This window comes from Klebsiella sp. WP4-W18-ESBL-05 (assembly GCF_014169075.1).
GTDB lineage: Bacteria > Pseudomonadota > Gammaproteobacteria > Enterobacterales > Enterobacteriaceae > Kluyvera > Kluyvera ascorbata_B.
Map to the genome: position 1 here is coordinate 694770 of NZ_AP022057.1, position 16333 is coordinate 711102.

General features: G+C 56.5%; 15 protein-coding genes. 9 read left to right on the forward strand and 6 right to left on the reverse strand.

Features of this window, described 5'->3' with window-relative positions:
* Positions 1-122 precede the first annotated feature (122 nt).
* Positions 123-1109 carry a Gfo/Idh/MocA family protein gene (locus H7R58_RS03410; protein WP_182929977.1) on the reverse strand — a complete coding sequence of 329 codons (987 nt, stop codon included), beginning with the start codon at positions 1107-1109 and terminating at the stop codon, positions 123-125.
* A 72-nt stretch (positions 1110-1181) separates the two neighbouring features.
* Positions 1182-1682: a M48 metallopeptidase family protein gene (locus H7R58_RS03415; RefSeq protein WP_106927103.1), complete on the reverse strand. Its 501-nt coding sequence runs from the start codon at positions 1680-1682 to the stop codon at positions 1182-1184.
* An 83-nt stretch (positions 1683-1765) separates the two neighbouring features.
* On the opposite strand from H7R58_RS03415, the gene rlmG reads away from it, so the two are divergent.
* The 3 genes from rlmG to H7R58_RS03430 all read left to right on the forward strand — a co-directional run bounded on the left by rlmG (position 1766) and on the right by H7R58_RS03430 (position 3850).
* Positions 1766-2902: a 23S rRNA (guanine(1835)-N(2))-methyltransferase RlmG gene (rlmG, locus tag H7R58_RS03420; protein WP_182929978.1), complete on the forward strand. Its 1137-nt coding sequence runs from the start codon at positions 1766-1768 to the stop codon at positions 2900-2902.
* A 211-nt stretch (positions 2903-3113) separates the two neighbouring features.
* Positions 3114-3431: a type II toxin-antitoxin system HigB family toxin gene (locus tag H7R58_RS03425; protein ID WP_182929979.1), complete on the forward strand. Its 318-nt coding sequence runs from the start codon at positions 3114-3116 to the stop codon at positions 3429-3431.
* A gap of 2 nt (positions 3432-3433) precedes the next feature.
* Positions 3434-3850 carry a helix-turn-helix domain-containing protein gene (locus H7R58_RS03430; protein WP_181358007.1) on the forward strand — a complete coding sequence of 139 codons (417 nt, stop codon included), beginning with the start codon at positions 3434-3436 and terminating at the stop codon, positions 3848-3850.
* 3 nt (positions 3851-3853) lie between these two features.
* Here the strand turns inward: H7R58_RS03430 and H7R58_RS03435 are convergent, their stop codons facing one another.
* The 4 genes from H7R58_RS03435 to H7R58_RS03450 form a co-directional block, all read right to left on the reverse strand.
* The gene (locus H7R58_RS03435; RefSeq protein ID WP_182929980.1) at positions 3854-5872 is read right to left on the reverse strand and encodes an NADPH-dependent 2,4-dienoyl-CoA reductase; all 2019 of its coding nucleotides are present in this window, start codon (positions 5870-5872) and stop codon (positions 3854-3856) included.
* A 137-nt stretch (positions 5873-6009) separates the two neighbouring features.
* Positions 6010-7092 carry an ABC transporter ATP-binding protein gene (locus tag H7R58_RS03440; RefSeq protein WP_182929981.1) on the reverse strand — a complete coding sequence of 361 codons (1083 nt, stop codon included), beginning with the start codon at positions 7090-7092 and terminating at the stop codon, positions 6010-6012.
* Entirely contained in the window at positions 7089-8477 is a 1389-nt protein-coding gene (locus tag H7R58_RS03445; protein WP_182934592.1) for a phosphohexomutase domain-containing protein, read from the reverse strand. Before H7R58_RS03445 ends, H7R58_RS03440 begins: the two co-directional genes overlap by 4 nt.
* A gap of 29 nt (positions 8478-8506) precedes the next feature.
* Positions 8507-9496, reverse strand: a complete 990-nt coding sequence (locus tag H7R58_RS03450; protein WP_320108693.1) for a LacI family DNA-binding transcriptional regulator — start codon at positions 9494-9496, stop codon at positions 8507-8509.
* A gap of 266 nt (positions 9497-9762) precedes the next feature.
* On the opposite strand from H7R58_RS03450, the gene H7R58_RS03455 reads away from it, so the two are divergent.
* The 6 genes from H7R58_RS03455 to H7R58_RS03480 are packed head-to-tail and all read left to right on the forward strand — an operon-like array spanning position 9763 to position 16305.
* Entirely contained in the window at positions 9763-11052 is a 1290-nt protein-coding gene (locus tag H7R58_RS03455; RefSeq protein WP_182929984.1) for an ABC transporter substrate-binding protein, read from the forward strand.
* Positions 11053-11062: 10 nt separating this feature from the next.
* Positions 11063-11929 (forward strand): carbohydrate ABC transporter permease, encoded by an 867-nt coding sequence (locus tag H7R58_RS03460; protein ID WP_182934593.1) that lies wholly within the window; start codon positions 11063-11065, stop codon positions 11927-11929.
* A complete protein-coding gene (locus tag H7R58_RS03465) occupies positions 11930-12757 on the forward strand; it encodes a carbohydrate ABC transporter permease (protein WP_182929986.1) in 828 nt (275 codons plus the stop codon). It begins immediately after the preceding gene.
* A gap of 11 nt (positions 12758-12768) precedes the next feature.
* Entirely contained in the window at positions 12769-14355 is a 1587-nt protein-coding gene (locus H7R58_RS03470; protein WP_182934594.1) for an alpha-amylase family glycosyl hydrolase, read from the forward strand.
* Positions 14336-15394 (forward strand): glycoside hydrolase family 130 protein, encoded by a 1059-nt coding sequence (locus H7R58_RS03475; protein WP_182929988.1) that lies wholly within the window; start codon positions 14336-14338, stop codon positions 15392-15394. The genes H7R58_RS03470 and H7R58_RS03475 overlap by 20 nt, the downstream gene beginning before the upstream one ends.
* Positions 15370-16305: a DUF1861 family protein gene (locus H7R58_RS03480; RefSeq protein ID WP_227674950.1), complete on the forward strand. Its 936-nt coding sequence runs from the start codon at positions 15370-15372 to the stop codon at positions 16303-16305. Before H7R58_RS03475 ends, H7R58_RS03480 begins: the two co-directional genes overlap by 25 nt.
* Positions 16306-16333 lie beyond the last annotated feature (28 nt).

Below are 16333 nucleotides of genomic sequence, written 5' to 3' on the forward strand. Positions count from 1 at the left end.
ATACGGTTTTGCACGTATCGTAATGACGATCCACCGACAAGGAAGTTACTCCCCTTTGCACGTAACAAAATATGACAGGCCATTGATTTCGTCAATGGCCGACAATATCCGTTTACGTTGCTTTACGCAGCAGGCGCATCCGCCGGGAACACGACGCCGGTCTGGCGACGAATTTCGGTCTGAACTTTGGCGGTAATACGGCTGACTTCAAGCCCCGGGTGGTCCACTTCGTTGTTTTCGACCAGCCGTGCAAACGCCTCGGCTTCATACAGCATAGTATTAATATGCTGCGGCTGGCTAAGATCCTGCGCTTTGCTGCCGCGCGGCACGAAGGAAACCTTCTGGCACTCGGAGATTTTCTCAATCACCAGCGCGCCCGCTTCCCCCTGGATTTCGCTCGGCAACGTGGAATCGCTGACTTTCGAGTGCTGTAACGTCACGCTGAAGTCGCCGTAGTCCATCACCACCACGCCGTGGGCGTCTACGCTGCTGTCCAGCAGGCTTGCTGAAGCCTGAATCTGCTTTGGCTCGCCCCACAGCGCAATGGCCGAGGCCAGGCAATAAAAGCCGATATCCATAATCGAGCCGTTCGAGAAGGCTGGGTTAAAGGTGTTTGGGTTTTCGCCATCAAGGTAGCGCTGGTAGCGTGAAGAGTACTGGCAGTAGTTGATGAACGCTTTACGAATCTGCCCCAGCTTCGGCAGCGCCTGCTGAAGCTGCTGGAAGTTTGGCAGACTGGCGGTTTTAAACGCTTCGAACAGCACCACCTGGTTTTCGCGCGCAGCGGCAATGACCCGCTCGGCTTCGTCAATATTGGAGGCCAGAGGCTTCTCGCAGATAACGTGCTTTTTATGTCGCAAGAATAGCTCGGTCTGTGGAGCGTGGAGCGAGTTTGGGCTGGCAATGTACACCGCATCAATATCGTCGCTCTGCGCCATAGACTCCAGCGAGGTGAAAAGGTGCTCAACGGGATAATCATTGGCGAAGCTTTGCGCCTGCTCAAGGCTGCGGGAATAAACGGCGGTCAACTTATACTTGCCGGTCTCATGGGCGGCATCGACAAACTGGCGGGTGATCCAGTTTGTTCCAATCACAGCGAAACGTATCATAAACGCCTTCAGGCTCCATAAAGGGATTCTTTGGTCAATGTACCATGCCTTTATGACAATGCCAGTGCCCGACTACGCAGTTTCCTTTAGCGAAAGGTGCGTCAGCCACAGACGAGTATCAAACTCCAACTGATGGTACTGCGGCTCCATATGACAGCACAGCTGATAGAAGGCCTTGTTGTGATCCTTCTCTTTCAGGTGCGCCAGCTCGTGCACCACGATCATCTTCAAAAAGGCTTCCGGGGCGTTGCGGAACACGGTCGCGACGCGAATTTCCGCTTTCGCTTTCAGTTTGCCGCCCTGCACGCGCGACACGGCGGTATGCAGCCCGAGCGCGTTCTTCAGCACGTGGATCTTATTGTCGTACATCACTTTATTGATCGGCGGTGCGTTGCGCAGATATTGGCTTTTGAGATCCTGTGTGTACTGCCAGAGGGCTTTGTCGGTGGCGAAATCATGCGTGCCCGGGTAGCGCTTTTCCAGCACCGCCCCCAGGCGCTGCTCCGCAATCAGCGTACGTACCTGAGAAAGCAGATGCTCGGGATAGCCCTGGAGGTAAGTTAGTTGGTTCATCTTTGCCCATGCCAATCATAAAAAGTGTATACTCACGCACCCTTTTCAGGGATACGCCGAAATTTTACCATTCAGGAGGGCCGATGAGCCACACAGACAACGGTTTCCGTTCACTGACACTTAAACGTTTCCCGGATACGGACGACGTTAACCCGCTGCTGGCGTGGGAAGCGGCAGATGAATATCTGCTGCAACAGCTGGACGATACCGAGATTAGCGGCCCAGTGCTTCTCCTGAATGATACTTTTGGCGCGCTGGCCTGTGCGCTGGCGGAGCACACGCCATACAGCATTGGCGACTCCTACCTGAGCGAACTGGCAACGCGTGAAAACCTGCGCCATAACGATATCGCCGAATCGAGCGTGAAATTCCTCGATAGCACCGCGGAGTACCCGCAGGCACCGGGCGTCGTACTGATTAAAATTCCGAAAACCATGGCGCTGCTGGAACAGCAGCTGCGCGCGCTGCGCGACGTGGTGACGCCACAAACGCGGATTATCGCCGGGGCTAAAGCCCGTGATATTCACACTTCCACGCTGGAGCTGTTTGAAAAAGTGCTTGGCCCGACGACCACCACGCTGGCGTGGAAAAAGGCGCGTCTGATTAACGGTACTTTCACCAGGCCTGAACTGGCTGAAACCGCGCAAACGCTGAGCTGGAAGCTGGAAGGCACCGATTGGACCATTCACAACCACGCTAACGTTTTCTCCCGTACCGGGCTGGATATTGGCGCGCGCTTCTTTATCGAGCATCTGCCGGAAAACCTCGAAGGGGAGATTGTTGACCTGGGCTGCGGCAACGGCGTGCTGGGCATGACGCTGCTGGCGAAGAACCCTGAGGCTAGCGTGGTATTCGTTGATGAATCGCCGATGGCGGTGGCGTCAAGCCGTCTGAACGTGGAGACCAACCTGCCGGACGCGCTGGATCGCAGCGAGTTTATGATCAACAACGCGCTCTCCGGCGTTGAGCCGTTCCGCTTCAACGCCGTGTTCTGCAACCCGCCGTTCCACCAGAAGCACGCGCTGACCGATAACATTGCCTGGGAGATGTTCCACCACGCGCGCCGCTGCCTGAAGATCAACGGCGAGCTGTATATTGTGGCTAACCGCCATCTCGATTATTTCCACAAGCTGAAGAAGATCTTCGGTAACTGTGAAACCATCGCCACTAATAATAAGTTTGTGATTCTGAAGGCGGTGAAGCTGGGCCGTCGTCGTTAAATAGCTAAATATCGGTGCCGGACAAGACATGAACGTCTTATCCGGCCTGGTTCTGGAATCGTGTTCGCAAACGATAAATTCTCCCCGTTATCCCCCCTCCTTCTCTTGTTATCTCTGGCGTATCGTCACGTTGATTCCTACAAGGTCATGAGTTGCCAAATTGGCAACTCATGTTATTATGTTGCCAATTTGTCAACGGACGTGATAAAGAATGCATCTGATATCAATGGCTGCAATTGACGAGGGATGTGGCAGATTTCCCCAGTTTGCGAAAGAAATTAAGCTGTTAGGTAAGGTGATTGCGAAAGCAAACTGTCCAACGCCAGAAGCGTTGAGGGCATTTTATCCCTCATTGGATAACTTCAAATATCTTGATAAACACTATGTTGTGAACATTGCTAACAATAATATCAGGGTGATTGCGTTGATTTTTTTCGAAAGCCAGAAGTTTTATATCCGGCACATTTTTAACCACGCTGAGTACGATAGGTTCACAGATAAACACAGAACGAAGGGGAAGAAATCATGATTATGATGACGGCAAAAGCCCTGAAAGCCACAAAAACGCTGGTTGCTGAAATTCCTCTTCTGGGAGATAACCCCACAGAGGCCGATCATCGTGACGCACTGGAACTGCTGGCGGAACTGCTGATGGACGACCCAACAAATCCGTTGGTTGATCTACTGTGCGTTCGCATCCGTGCGTATGAGGACAACCAGCCGAAATTACGTGCGTTACGTGAAGAGATTGAGGCTATTCCCACGGGCATCGCGATTTTGCGAACCCTGATGGAGCAGCATAAACTGACGCTTTCCGATTTTGCCGATGAGATTGGCAGCAAGTCGATGGTTTCACGCGTACTCAGCGGTCAAAGAAAATTAACGCTGGATCATGTCAAAAAGCTGGCCGCTCGATTTGGCATTTCACCCGCGTTATTTATTGATTAACCGCTAAATCCCCAGCGCCAGCTTCGTTCCCTGCGCAATAGCCCGTCGTGCGTCCAGTTCACCGGCCACATCGCTGCCGCCAATCAAATGCACAATCTTCCCTGCCGCCAGCAGCGGTTCTTGCAGCGCGCGGTTCGGTTCCTGCCCGGCGCAGATAATGACGCTATCTACCGCCAGCAGCTGACTTTCGCCGCCGATTTCCACGTGTAATCCCGCATCGTCGATCTTCTGATAGCTGACTGCCGGGATCATCTTCACGCCGCGTGAAAGCAGGGTGGTGCGGTGGATCCAGCCGGTGGTTTTGCCTAACCCCTCGCCCGGCTTGCTGGCTTTACGCTGTAGCATCACAATCTGTCGCGGGCTGCGGGCCAAATGCGGACCTTCCGGGCGCAGGCCGCCCGCCTGCTGCAGGCTAGTATCGATCCCCCATTCCACGCAGAATTCGGCAATATTCTGGCTGGTGGGGTTGCCCGGCTGGCTGAGATACATGGCCGTATCAAAACCGATGCCGCCGCAGCCAATAATGGCCACACGTTGCCCAACCGGCGCTTTGTCACGCAGCACGTCCAGATAGCTCAGCACCTTCGGATGGTCGATCCCCTCGATCGGCGGCGTGCGTGGCGCGATCCCGGTGGACAGGATCACTTCATCAAAGCCGAGTAAGTCGTCGGCGTTAACGCGCCGGTTTAGCTCCAGGGTCACGCCGGTGACGTCGATCATGCGGCGGTAGTAGCGCAGCGTCTCGTAAAACTCCTCTTTACCGGGGATCTGTTTGGCGATATTAAACTGCCCGCCGATCTCGGCGCTGCCGTCGAACAGCGTGACGTGATGGCCGCGTGCAGCGGCGTTGATCGCAAAGGCAAGGCCCGCGGGACCCGCGCCGACCACCGCCAGGTTTTTACGCACGACGGCAGGGACGATCGGCATTTTGGTTTCATGACAGGCGCGCGGGTTCACCAGGCACGAGGTCACTTTACCGACGAAGATCTGATCCAGGCAGGCCTGATTACAACCGATACAGGTGTTGATCTCGTCGGCGCGCCCGGACTGTGCTTTGGACAGCAGCTCGGCGTCGGCGAGGAACGGGCGTGCCATCGACACCATATCGGCGTCGCCGCGCGACAGAATGTCATCAGCGACCTGCGGATCGTTAATACGGTTGGTGGTGACCAGCGGGATCGTCACCCGGCCTTTCAGCTTGCGCGTCACCCAGCTAAACGCACCGCGCGGCACCGGCGTCGCAATGGTGGGGATCCGCGCTTCGTGCCAGCCAATACCGGTATTGATGAGCGTTGCGCCTGCCACTTCAATCGCCTGTGCCAGTTGGACGGTTTCATCAAAGATGCTGCCCTTATCGACCAGATCGAGCATCGACAGGCGATAGATGATAATAAAATCGTTACCTACCCGCTGGCGTACCGCGCGAACGACTTCGACGGCAAAGCGCATGCGGTTGGCGTAGTCGCCGCCCCATTGATCGTCGCGCAGGTTGGTGCGGGCGGCGAGAAATTCGTTGATCAGGTAGCCTTCCGATCCCATCACCTCCACGCCGTCATAGCCTGCCTCCCGGGCCAGCTGAGCGCAGCGGGCAAAATCGTCGATCAGCATCAGGATTTCCTGGTGGGTGAGCGCGTGTGGGGTGAAGCGGTTGATCGGCGCCTGAAGGGCCGAGGGTGCCACCAGGTTTGGCTGATAGCTGTAGCGGCCGGTGTGCAGAATTTGCAGGGCAATTTTACCGCCTTCCTGGTGTACCGCATCGGTAATCGTGCGGTGATGCGGCAACTGGCTGACATCGTTAAGCATCGCGCCGCCCGCCATGCCTACGCCGGTGGGATCGGGGGCTATCCCACCGCTGACGATCAGCGCCACGCCGTGGCGCGCGCGCTCGGCGTAAAAGGCGGCCAGGCGCTCAGCGCCGTCAGGGTACTCCTCCAGCCCGGTATGCATAGACCCCATCAGCACACGGTTTTTCAGCTGGGTAAAACCCAGATCGAGCGGGGCGAACAGCGACGGATAGCTCATAAGAATGTCCAGTATGTGAAATTATTGTTATGTGGTCGGATGAGTTACTAATTTAGCCGTCGGCGGGGAAAAGGGAAAAGGGGATTGCGATGATTGTGATGGGATTCAAAGAACGCCCCCGCAGCCGGGGGCGTGACTCAGGCCGTAGGATCGCTAAAGGTGACACGTTTTCCAATGGAATCAAAAAGATGAAGGTGCGATTCCTGCACGGTCAGGGTCAGCGCGCTTTGCGCCGGGAAGCTGAGCTGCTGGAAGGACTTCAGGCAAATCGAATGTCCGGCAACGTCCAGCCATACCAGCGTGGAATCGCCCTGCAGCTCGCACAGGCGGGTGTGCCCGCTGAGGCTAAAGTCGCCGGGCTGCTGGAGCTGCATGTGCTCCGGGCGGATGGCGACAAACATCTTATCGTTTTCACGCACGCCGAGCGGCTGACGAGAGAGCGGGAAGATAATGTTCTCGGCAATATGCAGCGCGCCCTGCCGCCAGACGGCGGGCAGAATGTTGATTTTAGGCGTACCGATAAACTCGGCGACAAACAGGTTGGCCGGGGTGTTGTACAGCTCCAGCGGCGTGCCGACCTGCTCAATTTTTCCCTTATACAGCACGACGATACGGTCCGCGAGGGTCATCGCTTCAACCTGATCGTGCGTCACGTAAATCATGGTGTTTTTCAGCGTGTTGTGCAGCTGCTGGATTTCCTGGCGCATCTCCACGCGCAGGGCGGCGTCCAGGTTTGACAGCGGTTCGTCGAACAAAAACAGCGCCGGTTGCTGAACGATAGAGCGCCCGATGGCCACGCGCTGACGCTGGCCGCCTGAGAGATTCTGTGGCAGCCGGTCGAGCATTTCATCAAGCTTGAGCATGGTGGCCGCATGGGCGACGCGGCGGGTAATTTCCGCCGGCGGGGTGCGAATATTGCGTAGCCCAAAGGTCAGGTTTTCCCGCACCGTCATGTGCGGGTAAAGGGCGTAGGATTGAAAGACCATCGACAGGCTGCGTTTGCCAGCAGGCAGATGGGTGACGTCCTGGTCGCCCATCATCAGCTTGCCGCTATCGGGCATTTCCAGCCCTGCCACCATGCGCAGCAGCGTCGACTTGCCGCAGCCTGAAGGGCCGACCAGAACGATAAATTCCCCCGACGCGATCTCCAGCGAGAGGTTCTCGATGATGGTGGTTTTATCGTATTTTTTATGGATGTTGCTGAGGGAAAGGGCGGTCATAGCGTCTCCTCCGCGCCGCGCTGAGCGGCAATAAACGTTAAAATCTCATCGGTTTTGGCGGCCAGCAGAGCGGTATCGCCGCGCGTTTCAACGTTAAGCCGCAGCAGCGGTTCGGTGTTGGAGGCGCGTAAATTAAAGCGCCAGTCGGCAAAGGCCAGGCTGATGCCATCGCAATCATCGCGCTGCGGTGCTGCCGACTGATAGTGCTCGGTAATGTTGCGGACCATCGCCAGCGGATCCTTCACCTGCAGATTGATCTCGCCGGAAACCGGGTAACGCGCCTGCGCGGCGGTAATGTGGGAAGAAAGCGGCTGAGGGTCGCCGCCGAGGATTTGTAGCATTAGCATCAGTGGGATCATGCCGCTATCGCAATAGCCGAAGTCGCGGAAGTAGTGATGGCCGCTCATTTCGCCACCGTACACGGCATCTTCCTCGCGCATTCGGGCCTTGATAAACGCATGGCCGGTTTTACTGACGACGGGCGTACCGCCGCAGCGGGTGACGATATCCAGCGTGTTCCACGTCAGGCGTGGGTCGAGAATAATGCGGCTGTCGGGATACGTGCGCAGGAAATGCTCGGCGAACAGTCCGACCAGATAGTAGCTCTCGATAAAACTGCCGCGCTCGTCAAAGAAGAAACAGCGGTCGAAGTCGCCGTCCCAGGCGATGCCGAAATCGGCCTGATGGTCGATAACGGCCTGCTGGGTAACCAGACGGTTTTCCGCCAGCATCGGGTTGGGTACCCCCGCAGGGAAGTGGCCATCCGGGTGATGGTGAAGACGTATAAACTCCACCTGCACGCCCGCGTGGGCCAGCCCTTCAGCAATTGCATCCAGCGCAGGCCCCGCGGTGCCGTGCCCGGCATTAGTCACGATGCGCAGCGGGCGGACCGGCGGGCGTTGCAGGAAACGCAGCAGGCAGTTAACCCAGGACGGGCGATTATCAAAATCTATCAGGCTACCGCGATGTACCACGGGAGAAAAAGCGTTCCGCTCGGCGAGCGCTTTAATCTCCAGCAGGCCATTGTCATTACTGATGGGCCGCGCCTCTTCACGCACCAGCTTCATGCCGTTGTACTGGGCGGGATTATGGCTGGCGGTGACCTGAATGCCACCGTCAGCCCGTAGCTCGCGGGTGGCGAAATAGATCTCCTCGGTACCGGAAAGACCAATATCAATGACGTCAACGCCGCTGGCGGTCAGACCTTCCGCAAGCGCCGCCTTCAGCGATGCTGAGCTCAGGCGCACGTCGCCGCCGACGACGACTCGCCGCGGGCGCAGCCAGGTCGCGTAGGCGCGGCCAATGCGAAAGGCGATCTCCGGCGTAAGGTTAATACCGACTTCACCGCGAATGTCGTAGGCTTTAAAACAGGTTAGTTCATCCATAATCCACTCTTCTGTTAAGCAATAGGCACTCAGGCCGTCTCCCGCACGATGAGCTGATATTCCAGCGCATAGTGGGTGACAGGCCCGTTTTTCAGGAGCAATTCCACCGCAATTTCGCCTTTATGTTCGGCGTCCTGAGCGATGGTGGTGAGGCCAAGGCCGCCAACGACGGGCATGATGTTGTCGAAGCCGGTGACGGCGACCCGCTGCGGAATGGCAAGATGGTGCTGCTGGCAGTAGCGCACCGCGCCGAGTGCGAAGCGGTCAGAGAGGCAAATCAGCGCGCTGATTTCCGGGTGTTCGCTCAGCAGCGCCTCGGCGGCCAGCTCGCCGTGCTGCTCGTCGTGCTGGGTTTCAAACAGCCAGCAGTGGGTCAGCGGAATGCCGTGCTGGCGAAAGGCGTCGCGGCAGGCGTTAACGCGCGTCAGCATCAACGTATTATCGCCGGCGACGGCGCGGCTGAGGTGTCGCATACCCTGCGCGCCGGGGCGCGAGGCGAAGGCGATAATGCCAAAGCGGCGGTGCCCTTTGCCGATCAGATAGGTGGCGATATCGCGCATTGCGGCGGCGTTATTTATCGACACGCTGCTGTATTGCGGCAGCTGAAAATCGAGCGTGACCACCGGCAATTGGCGGGCGAGGGTTTGCTGAATAACGGCCGCGTTATTGTGGGTGGCGTTCAGGATATAGCCGTCGACCAGCGTGGTCAGAGAGGGCGTCTGGTTTTCTGCACCTTTACGCAGCGGAATGAGCACCAGGTTTATACTCTGCGCTTCGCAGCGCACGGCGATCCCGCGCATCAGTTTAATATCGTGGGGGTCGATAAAGACGTAGCTCATCGAATCGTTAAAGATGACGCCGATGGTGTCTGATTTTCCGGTTCGCAGCGCGCGGGCAAGCTTATCCGGCCCCTGAAAGCCAATCGTCTGTGCATAATTTAAAATACGGTCGCGCAGCTCGGCGGAGAGTTTCTCAGGATTATTCCATGCATTTGAAATTGTAGTATGAGAAATACCCATATCTTTCGCCAATGATTTAATGGTTATTCTTTCTGTCTTTGGCCTTGGGTTATTATTATGAATTATATTTTTATTTTTTATATTCATTGGTTTTATGTATTTATATTTTCTCTTATTCGATATAGGTGGCTGAGTTTATCGTTAAACAAAAATAGTTTTGTGATTTGTTTAACGTTAAACATAAAAAAGGGATGTTAGCTTACGCAGCATTCAAAGCAGGGTAGCGGTAAGCCAATAACACTTATTGAGAGTTAGGGAGAAATATCGTGAAAGTTGCAGCGGTTGCTAAATTAACGGCGTCAATATTACTGAGTCTATGTATTTCCGGATGTGGTCCGGATGATAAACAAGATGCGCAGGATAATGCCAAAACACCGATTAAAATGTGGGTGGCGCCCAATGAAAATGAAGAAGCCTTCTGGAATAAAATGGTGGCGGAATGGAATAAAGACCCGTCCCATACGCCCGTTGAATTTACAACTATTCCTGCGGCTAATAGTTCTGAAGAAGCGATTATGAATGCCCTGGCTTCCGGAACGGAGCCGGATATTTCCAGTAATATTTTTATTGGCTTTGCCAGTCAACTGGTTGATGTCGGGCAAATTGAAGATTTAGCCAAAATGCCGGGCTTCGATGAACTGGTGAAAACGCGGCAGATGTCGTCGATTATTCCGGCCTGGCAGCTCAACGGTCAGCAAAACGTGCTGCCGATTTATGTTAACCCGATAGTCTGGTGGTGGCGCGGCGACCTGTTGAAAAAGTACGGCTTTGACCATGCGCCGACCCGCTATGAGGAGCTGTATCAGCTGGCAGAACGCCGGGCGGCGGATAACAACGGCTACGTTATGCAACTGACCGCGGGTAAAAACTGGTGGGAACGTTGGTTTGACTTTATCCCGCTGTACTACGCGCAGAACGGCGGCAAAGCGTACATTGCGGACCAGAAAGCACAGTTTAATAACCCTGCGGGTCAAGCCGTGCTGACGTTTATGGGCAAAGTATTTAACAGCAAGTGGAGCAGCTATGACTTCACTTCCGCCGATGACCCTCTGGCGACCGGCCAGGTGCTGGCGTCCGCTCGCGGGCCGTGGGACCTGGCGCGCTATCGTAAGCAGTACCCTGAGGTGCTGAAAACCATCCAGATTGGCCCGATGTTAACCGAAAGCGGCGTCGACCATCCGCACACCTTTGGCGACAGTAAAGGGATGGTTGTATTCAGCTCCAGCAAGCACAAAACGCAGGCCTGGGCCTTTATTCAGTGGGTCTTCGGCGATGCCGAGCACGACCGCACCTGGCTTGAACTGACCGGTATGCCGCCTGCGCGAGCCGATCTGATGAGCAACCCGCTGTTTACCGACTATTTCGCACAGAACCCGCTGGAAAAAGACATCGCTTCCTACGTTGACGTTGCGCTGCCGCCGGTTGCCACCACGCAAACTACGGAGATCCAGCGCAGCATGACGCAGATGCTGGAGCGCGTCATTTTCAACAATGATGCCCCAGCGAAGGCGCTGGAACAGTCGCAGCAGGAAATTGATAAGCTGCTGGCGAAATAAGGGGCGCGTCATGGCTGGATATGATTCCCGTACCGGAGGCCTGCTGGCCTCCACATGGATCGGTTATTCATTGCTGTTCTGGTTTTATCCGCTGGCCTGGCTGGCGGTGCTGAGCGTGACCCAATGGCAGTTTATCGGTACGCCCCGTTTTTCGGGGCTACAAAACCTGCTTGGCGTGGTCAATGATGCGCTTTTCTGGACGTCGATGTGGAATATCTGTCGCTTTCTGATGTGGTATATCCCGATTGTCTTTATCGCTTCGCTGCTGTTTGCCGCCGGGTTGCGGCGAATTAAATACGGCAAAAGCTTTATTGCGCTCAGTTTTTTATTAGCCAATATTTCGTCTGGCGTCGCCTATTCCATCGTTTTCTCGAGGCTGTTTAGTGAATATGGGCCAGTGAATCAATTTCTTCGTGAATCTATTGGCGTCTCGGTGCCGTGGTTTACCAACCCCGACTGCGCCATGTTATCGATTGCGCTGATCGTTACGTGGAAATTTGTCGGCTATTACGGGCTTATTCTTTATTCCGGCATGCAGGCTATTCCTAATGATATTTACAGTGCGGCAATGCTCGATAAAACCGGGCGTTTTAAACAAGGCTGGGCCATTACGCTGCCGATGATGAATCCGCAGATTGTGATGGTCATGGTGCTGGCGATAACCGTGGCGTTCAGCATTTTTACCGAGCCGTATTTAATTACCGGCGGCGGCCCGCTGAACAGCACCACCAGCCCGATGGTCGTGATGTACGAAGCGGCCTTCCAGAATATGAAACCCACCTGGGCGGCAACGATGTCCATTATTGTCGCGGGCTGCAGTTTCCTGGCCATTTGGGTTTTCCGTAAACTGTTTGAGAAGAATATCGAGATTGTGTGAATGAAAAAACTCACTCCCCTGAGCCTGGTAATTCATGCGGTGATGTTTTTACTGGCGCTAAGCTGGCTCTATCCGTTTATCTGGATGACGATTTCTTCGCTGAAGCCGACGGCGGAGATTTACACCACCGGGCTGTTTTCCGGCCATCTGACGCTGGAGAACTACACCTTCTTGTTTGATAACAGTAACCGGGCGGATAAACCCTTCCTGCGCACGTTGGTTAACTCGCTGTTTGTCTCCATGACCATTACCGTCTGCGTGACCGTGACCTCGATGCTGGTGGGCTATGCGCTGGCGAAAACTGAGTTTCGTGGGAAAAGTGCTTTCCGTAACCTGCTGATTGTGCAGATGGTTTTCCCGGTATTTATGTTCATTATTCCGCAGTTTGTGCTGATGCGTGAGCTGGGGCTGGTGAATGGCTATAGCGCGATGATTCTGCCCTACGCCATGAGCGCATGGGGGATTTTCATGGTGTCGCAGAGCTTTAAGGGCACGCCGAACGATTACCTGTACGCCGCACGCCTTGACCACGCCAGCCTGTGGGGCATTCTGCGCCATGTGATGATGCCGCTGAACAAATCCATTCTGGCCATCGTTGCACTCTTCACTTTCTCCAGCTCGTGGGACAACTTTCTGTGGCCGCTTATCGTGATGCGTGACGTCGACAAGATGCCGTTCTCGGTGCTGCTGGCGACGTTCAGTAAATCCTACGGCGTCTATCTTGGCCCGGTGATGGCGGGCGCAGTCGTGCAAATGCTGCCGGTAGTGGTGCTGTTTATCCTCTTCCGCAAATATTTCCTGCAGGGCATGTCGTTATCATTGAAATAAGGAATTAACCGGTGAGTCATCAACCCTGGTGGCAGGCGTGCACCTGCTACCAAATCTATCTGCCGTCGTTTTGCGACGGCAACGGCGACGGGCTGGGTGATTTTCCCGGTCTGCTGTCCAAAGTGGGCTACCTGAAAGCGCTGGGCGTCGGCGCTATCTGGATAACGCCGTTTTACCCTTCGCCGCTGGTGGATAACGGCTACGACATCAGCGACTACTGCGCCGTCGACCCGCGCTTTGGCACGCTGGCCGATTTCCGTGAGGTCGTGGCGCGCTGCCACGCCTGCGGCATTCGCGTGATTATCGATCTGGTGGTAAACCACGTCTCTTCGGCGCATCCGTGGTTTCGCGATGCCTGGAATAACCCTGACAGCCGCTATCGTAATTACTTCCTGTTCAGCAAGCAGCCGAACAACTGGCAGTCGTTTTTTTCCGGCAGCGCCTGGCAGGCTGAGCCGGACACCGGCGAGTACTACTACCATAAGTTCGCACCGGAACAAGTTGACCTGAACTGGGCGAATCCCAAGGTCGAGCAGGAAATCTACCGAGTGGTTGATTTCTGGAAAGCGCTGGGCGTCGACGGCTTCCGTTTTGATGTGATTAACTTTCTGACCACCAACGGCATCGGCCCGGACAACCCGGATGAGCACAACGAACAGCGCCATGCGTTCGATGTCAACCAGCCCGATATCATCGCCACGCTGGGGCGCTTGTGCCGCTACGTGCGCCAGCAGGGCGAGACGTTTCTGATTGGCGAAATCGGCAGCGATGAACTGGATGTTCTGGCGCGCTACCAGCGCCGCGATCTGATGGACGTGGTGTTCAATTTCAATATCGGCAGCCAGAAGACCTTCGATATTGCGCGGCTGTGCGAGCAGATTAACGCCACGCGGGTCCAGCAGAGCGGGCTGCCGACGCTGTTTTTCTCCAGCCACGACATGCCGCGAATGATTAGCCGCTTTGGCGAAGGCCCGCGTGATACCGAACGCGCGCTGGCGGTGCTGGCGCTGCAGCTGACGGTGCGTGGCGTACCGTTCATCTTCCAGGGCGAAGAGTTGGGTATGCCGGACTACCGTGCGCAGACCGTGGAGCAGATCTTTGATATTCAGGGAAAAACCCACTATCACACCGCCAGGCAGCAGGGGGCTAAGGCAGACGACGCGCTGGCGCAGGCCATTGCGCATTCGCGCGATGCTTCGCGGGCGCCGCTGCTGTGGTGCGATGCGCCGTATGCGGGGTTCTCAACCGTTGAACCCTGGATGCCCGTGTGCGCCGACTACCCCGAACTCAATGCGCAATGGCAGCAGGAGACGCCGGGCTCCCTCTGGCGGCAGTTCCAGTCGCTGATTGCGCTGCGCGCCGCTACGGCAGCGCTCCGCGAGGGAGAGAGCAGCCCGCTGTCGCTGACGGACGACTGTATCTGCTTTACGCGCCAGACGGCCAGCGAGTGCGTCTGGGTCGCCATCAATTTTGGCTCGCCGGTGCCGAACCCCTTACGGGATATCGCCGCCGACGTGCTGTACGGCACAGACGCCCAGCGGTTGGGCAAAAATCAAATTCTGATGAAAAGGAGCGTTCATGAACAGACACAGCGGTAATCCACTTATCACCCCAAAAGACGTGGTGCCTTCTCTGCCGGGGCGCAAAGTTGAGTGTGTCTTTAATACCGGCGTGACCGAATACAACGGCGAAATTATTCTGCTCCTGCGCGTGGCGGAAAGCGTGCTGAGCGATAACCCGCAGCAGATCGTCGTGCCGCTGCTGGAACGGCAGGCGCAAGGCTGGCAGCAGGCGACGAAAACCTTCGATCGCGGCGACGACCGCTTCGACTTTAGCGATCCCCGCACCATCGTACTGAAAAGCGATCCGGCGGTGGTCTGGCTGACCTCGATGTCCCATCTGCGTCTGGCGCGCAGCAAGGACGGCGTAAATTTCACCATTGATACCCAGCCTTTTATCATCGCCGATAGCCGCTATGAAGAGTTTGGCTGCGAAGATGCGCGTATTACCCGGATCGACGATCTCTGGTACATCAACTACTCCGCCGTTTCGTCGCTGGGGATCTCTACGGCGCTGGCGACCACCCGCGACTTTATTTCGGTAGAAAAGCGCGGGCTGATTCTGTGCCCGGATAACCGCGACGTGTGCTTCTTTCCGGAAAAAGTCGGTGGCCGTTATATGGCGCTTACCCGTCCCGCGCCGTGCCACTTTGGCCATCCGGAGATTTGGATCTGCGAGTCTCCCGATATGCTGCACTGGGGGAACCATCAGCATCTGCTGGGTCGCTCTGGCGACGAGTGGGACTCACGTAAGTCCGGCGGCGGCGCGCCGCTGATTAAAACCGATCGCGGCTGGCTGGAGATCTACCACGGCGTTGATGCCGATCAGCGTTATTGCCTGGGGGCGCTGTTGCTCGATCTTCACGATCCGCTGAAGATTCTGGCCAAATCGCCGGTACCGCTGCTGGAGCCCACCGCCCCGTACGAACGCGAAGGTTTCTTTGGCAACGTGGTGTTCACCTGTGGGGCGCTGGTCCGCGATGATACGCTGCACGTCTGGTACGGCGCGGCGGATGAATGCACCGCGCTGGCGACGCTGCCGATGGATGCCCTGTGGCAGCATCTCGGGCTGGCGTGATGCGCGACAACGTTGACGACCTCTACCAGCACTACCGGGCGCGGCCGCAAACGGGACGCCGTGGCAAAATACGCTTCTCAGGCGTTGATGGGCTGGACGTCTATAACCCCACCGCACCGTTCAGCGATGGCGAGCGATGGTGTATTGCCGCGCGGACGGAGGCGCGCGACAGCGAGGCATCTCAGGTACGCTTTTTCGCCTGGGACGGCCTTAATGCTGCCGCGCTGCTGGACGATATGCCGACGTATGCGTTGCAGGATCCTTTCGTGGGTCGGATTGGCGGACATCTGCTGTTCGGCGGCGTAGAGGTTGCCTTTATGCCGGAAGGCGAGGTTTGCTGGCGGACGCAGTTCTTCGCGGGCCCCTGCATTTCGGCACTGCGTCCGGTGGCAACCGGCCCGTGGGGGATGAAGGATATCCGCCCGGTTGAGCTGCCCGATGGGCGTCTTCTGGTCTTTACCCGTCCACAGGGAGAGCCCGGCGGACGCGGCACCATCGGCTGGGTACTCTTATCGCGGCTGGAGGATCTCAACGCGCAGACTCTCGCTAACGCTACGCTCATCGATCACGTTGATCCGTTGTGCTGGTGCGGGGTGAACGAAGCGCGGGTGTTGCCGGATGGGCGGGTCGGCGCGCTGGCGCACGTGGCGCGATATGACGAGCAGGGCAACCGGCATTACTACGCGGCGCGCTTTCTCTTTGACTATCAGCAGGGTGTGAGCAGCCCGATGGCCATTATCGCCTGTCGGGACGATTTTTTGCCCGGCGAGGGCAAACGTGATGATTTACGGGACGTGGTATTTCCAGGCGGTTTACTGGAAAGTGAAACGGGCGAAACGCGTCTGTTTTGCGGCACTAGCGATTGCGAGGTGCAGTGGCTGGACATCGCTTCACCGTTTAGCGGCGAATAAAAATAACGCCCCCCTACGCTGTCGTAGG

Bases quoted from the DNA above. Each gene is read 5' to 3' on its own strand.
- H7R58_RS03410 (WP_182929977.1), bottom strand. From the start codon at position 1,109: ATGATACGTTTCGCTGTGATTGGAACAAACTGGATCACCCGCCAGTTT.
- H7R58_RS03415 (WP_106927103.1), bottom strand. From the start codon at position 1,682: ATGAACCAACTAACTTACCTCCAGGGCTATCCCGAGCATCTGCTTTCT.
- rlmG (WP_182929978.1), top strand. From the start codon at position 1,766: ATGAGCCACACAGACAACGGTTTCCGTTCACTGACACTTAAACGTTTC.
- H7R58_RS03425 (WP_182929979.1), top strand. From the start codon at position 3,114: ATGCATCTGATATCAATGGCTGCAATTGACGAGGGATGTGGCAGATTT.
- H7R58_RS03430 (WP_181358007.1), top strand. From the start codon at position 3,434: ATGATGACGGCAAAAGCCCTGAAAGCCACAAAAACGCTGGTTGCTGAA.
- H7R58_RS03435 (WP_182929980.1), bottom strand. From the start codon at position 5,872: ATGAGCTATCCGTCGCTGTTCGCCCCGCTCGATCTGGGTTTTACCCAG.
- H7R58_RS03440 (WP_182929981.1), bottom strand. From the start codon at position 7,092: ATGACCGCCCTTTCCCTCAGCAACATCCATAAAAAATACGATAAAACC.
- H7R58_RS03445 (WP_182934592.1), bottom strand. From the start codon at position 8,477: ATGGATGAACTAACCTGTTTTAAAGCCTACGACATTCGCGGTGAAGTC.
- H7R58_RS03450 (WP_320108693.1), bottom strand. From the start codon at position 9,496: ATGGGTATTTCTCATACTACAATTTCAAATGCATGGAATAATCCTGAG.
- H7R58_RS03460 (WP_182934593.1), top strand. From the start codon at position 11,063: ATGGCTGGATATGATTCCCGTACCGGAGGCCTGCTGGCCTCCACATGG.
- H7R58_RS03465 (WP_182929986.1), top strand. From the start codon at position 11,930: ATGAAAAAACTCACTCCCCTGAGCCTGGTAATTCATGCGGTGATGTTT.
- H7R58_RS03475 (WP_182929988.1), top strand. From the start codon at position 14,336: ATGAACAGACACAGCGGTAATCCACTTATCACCCCAAAAGACGTGGTG.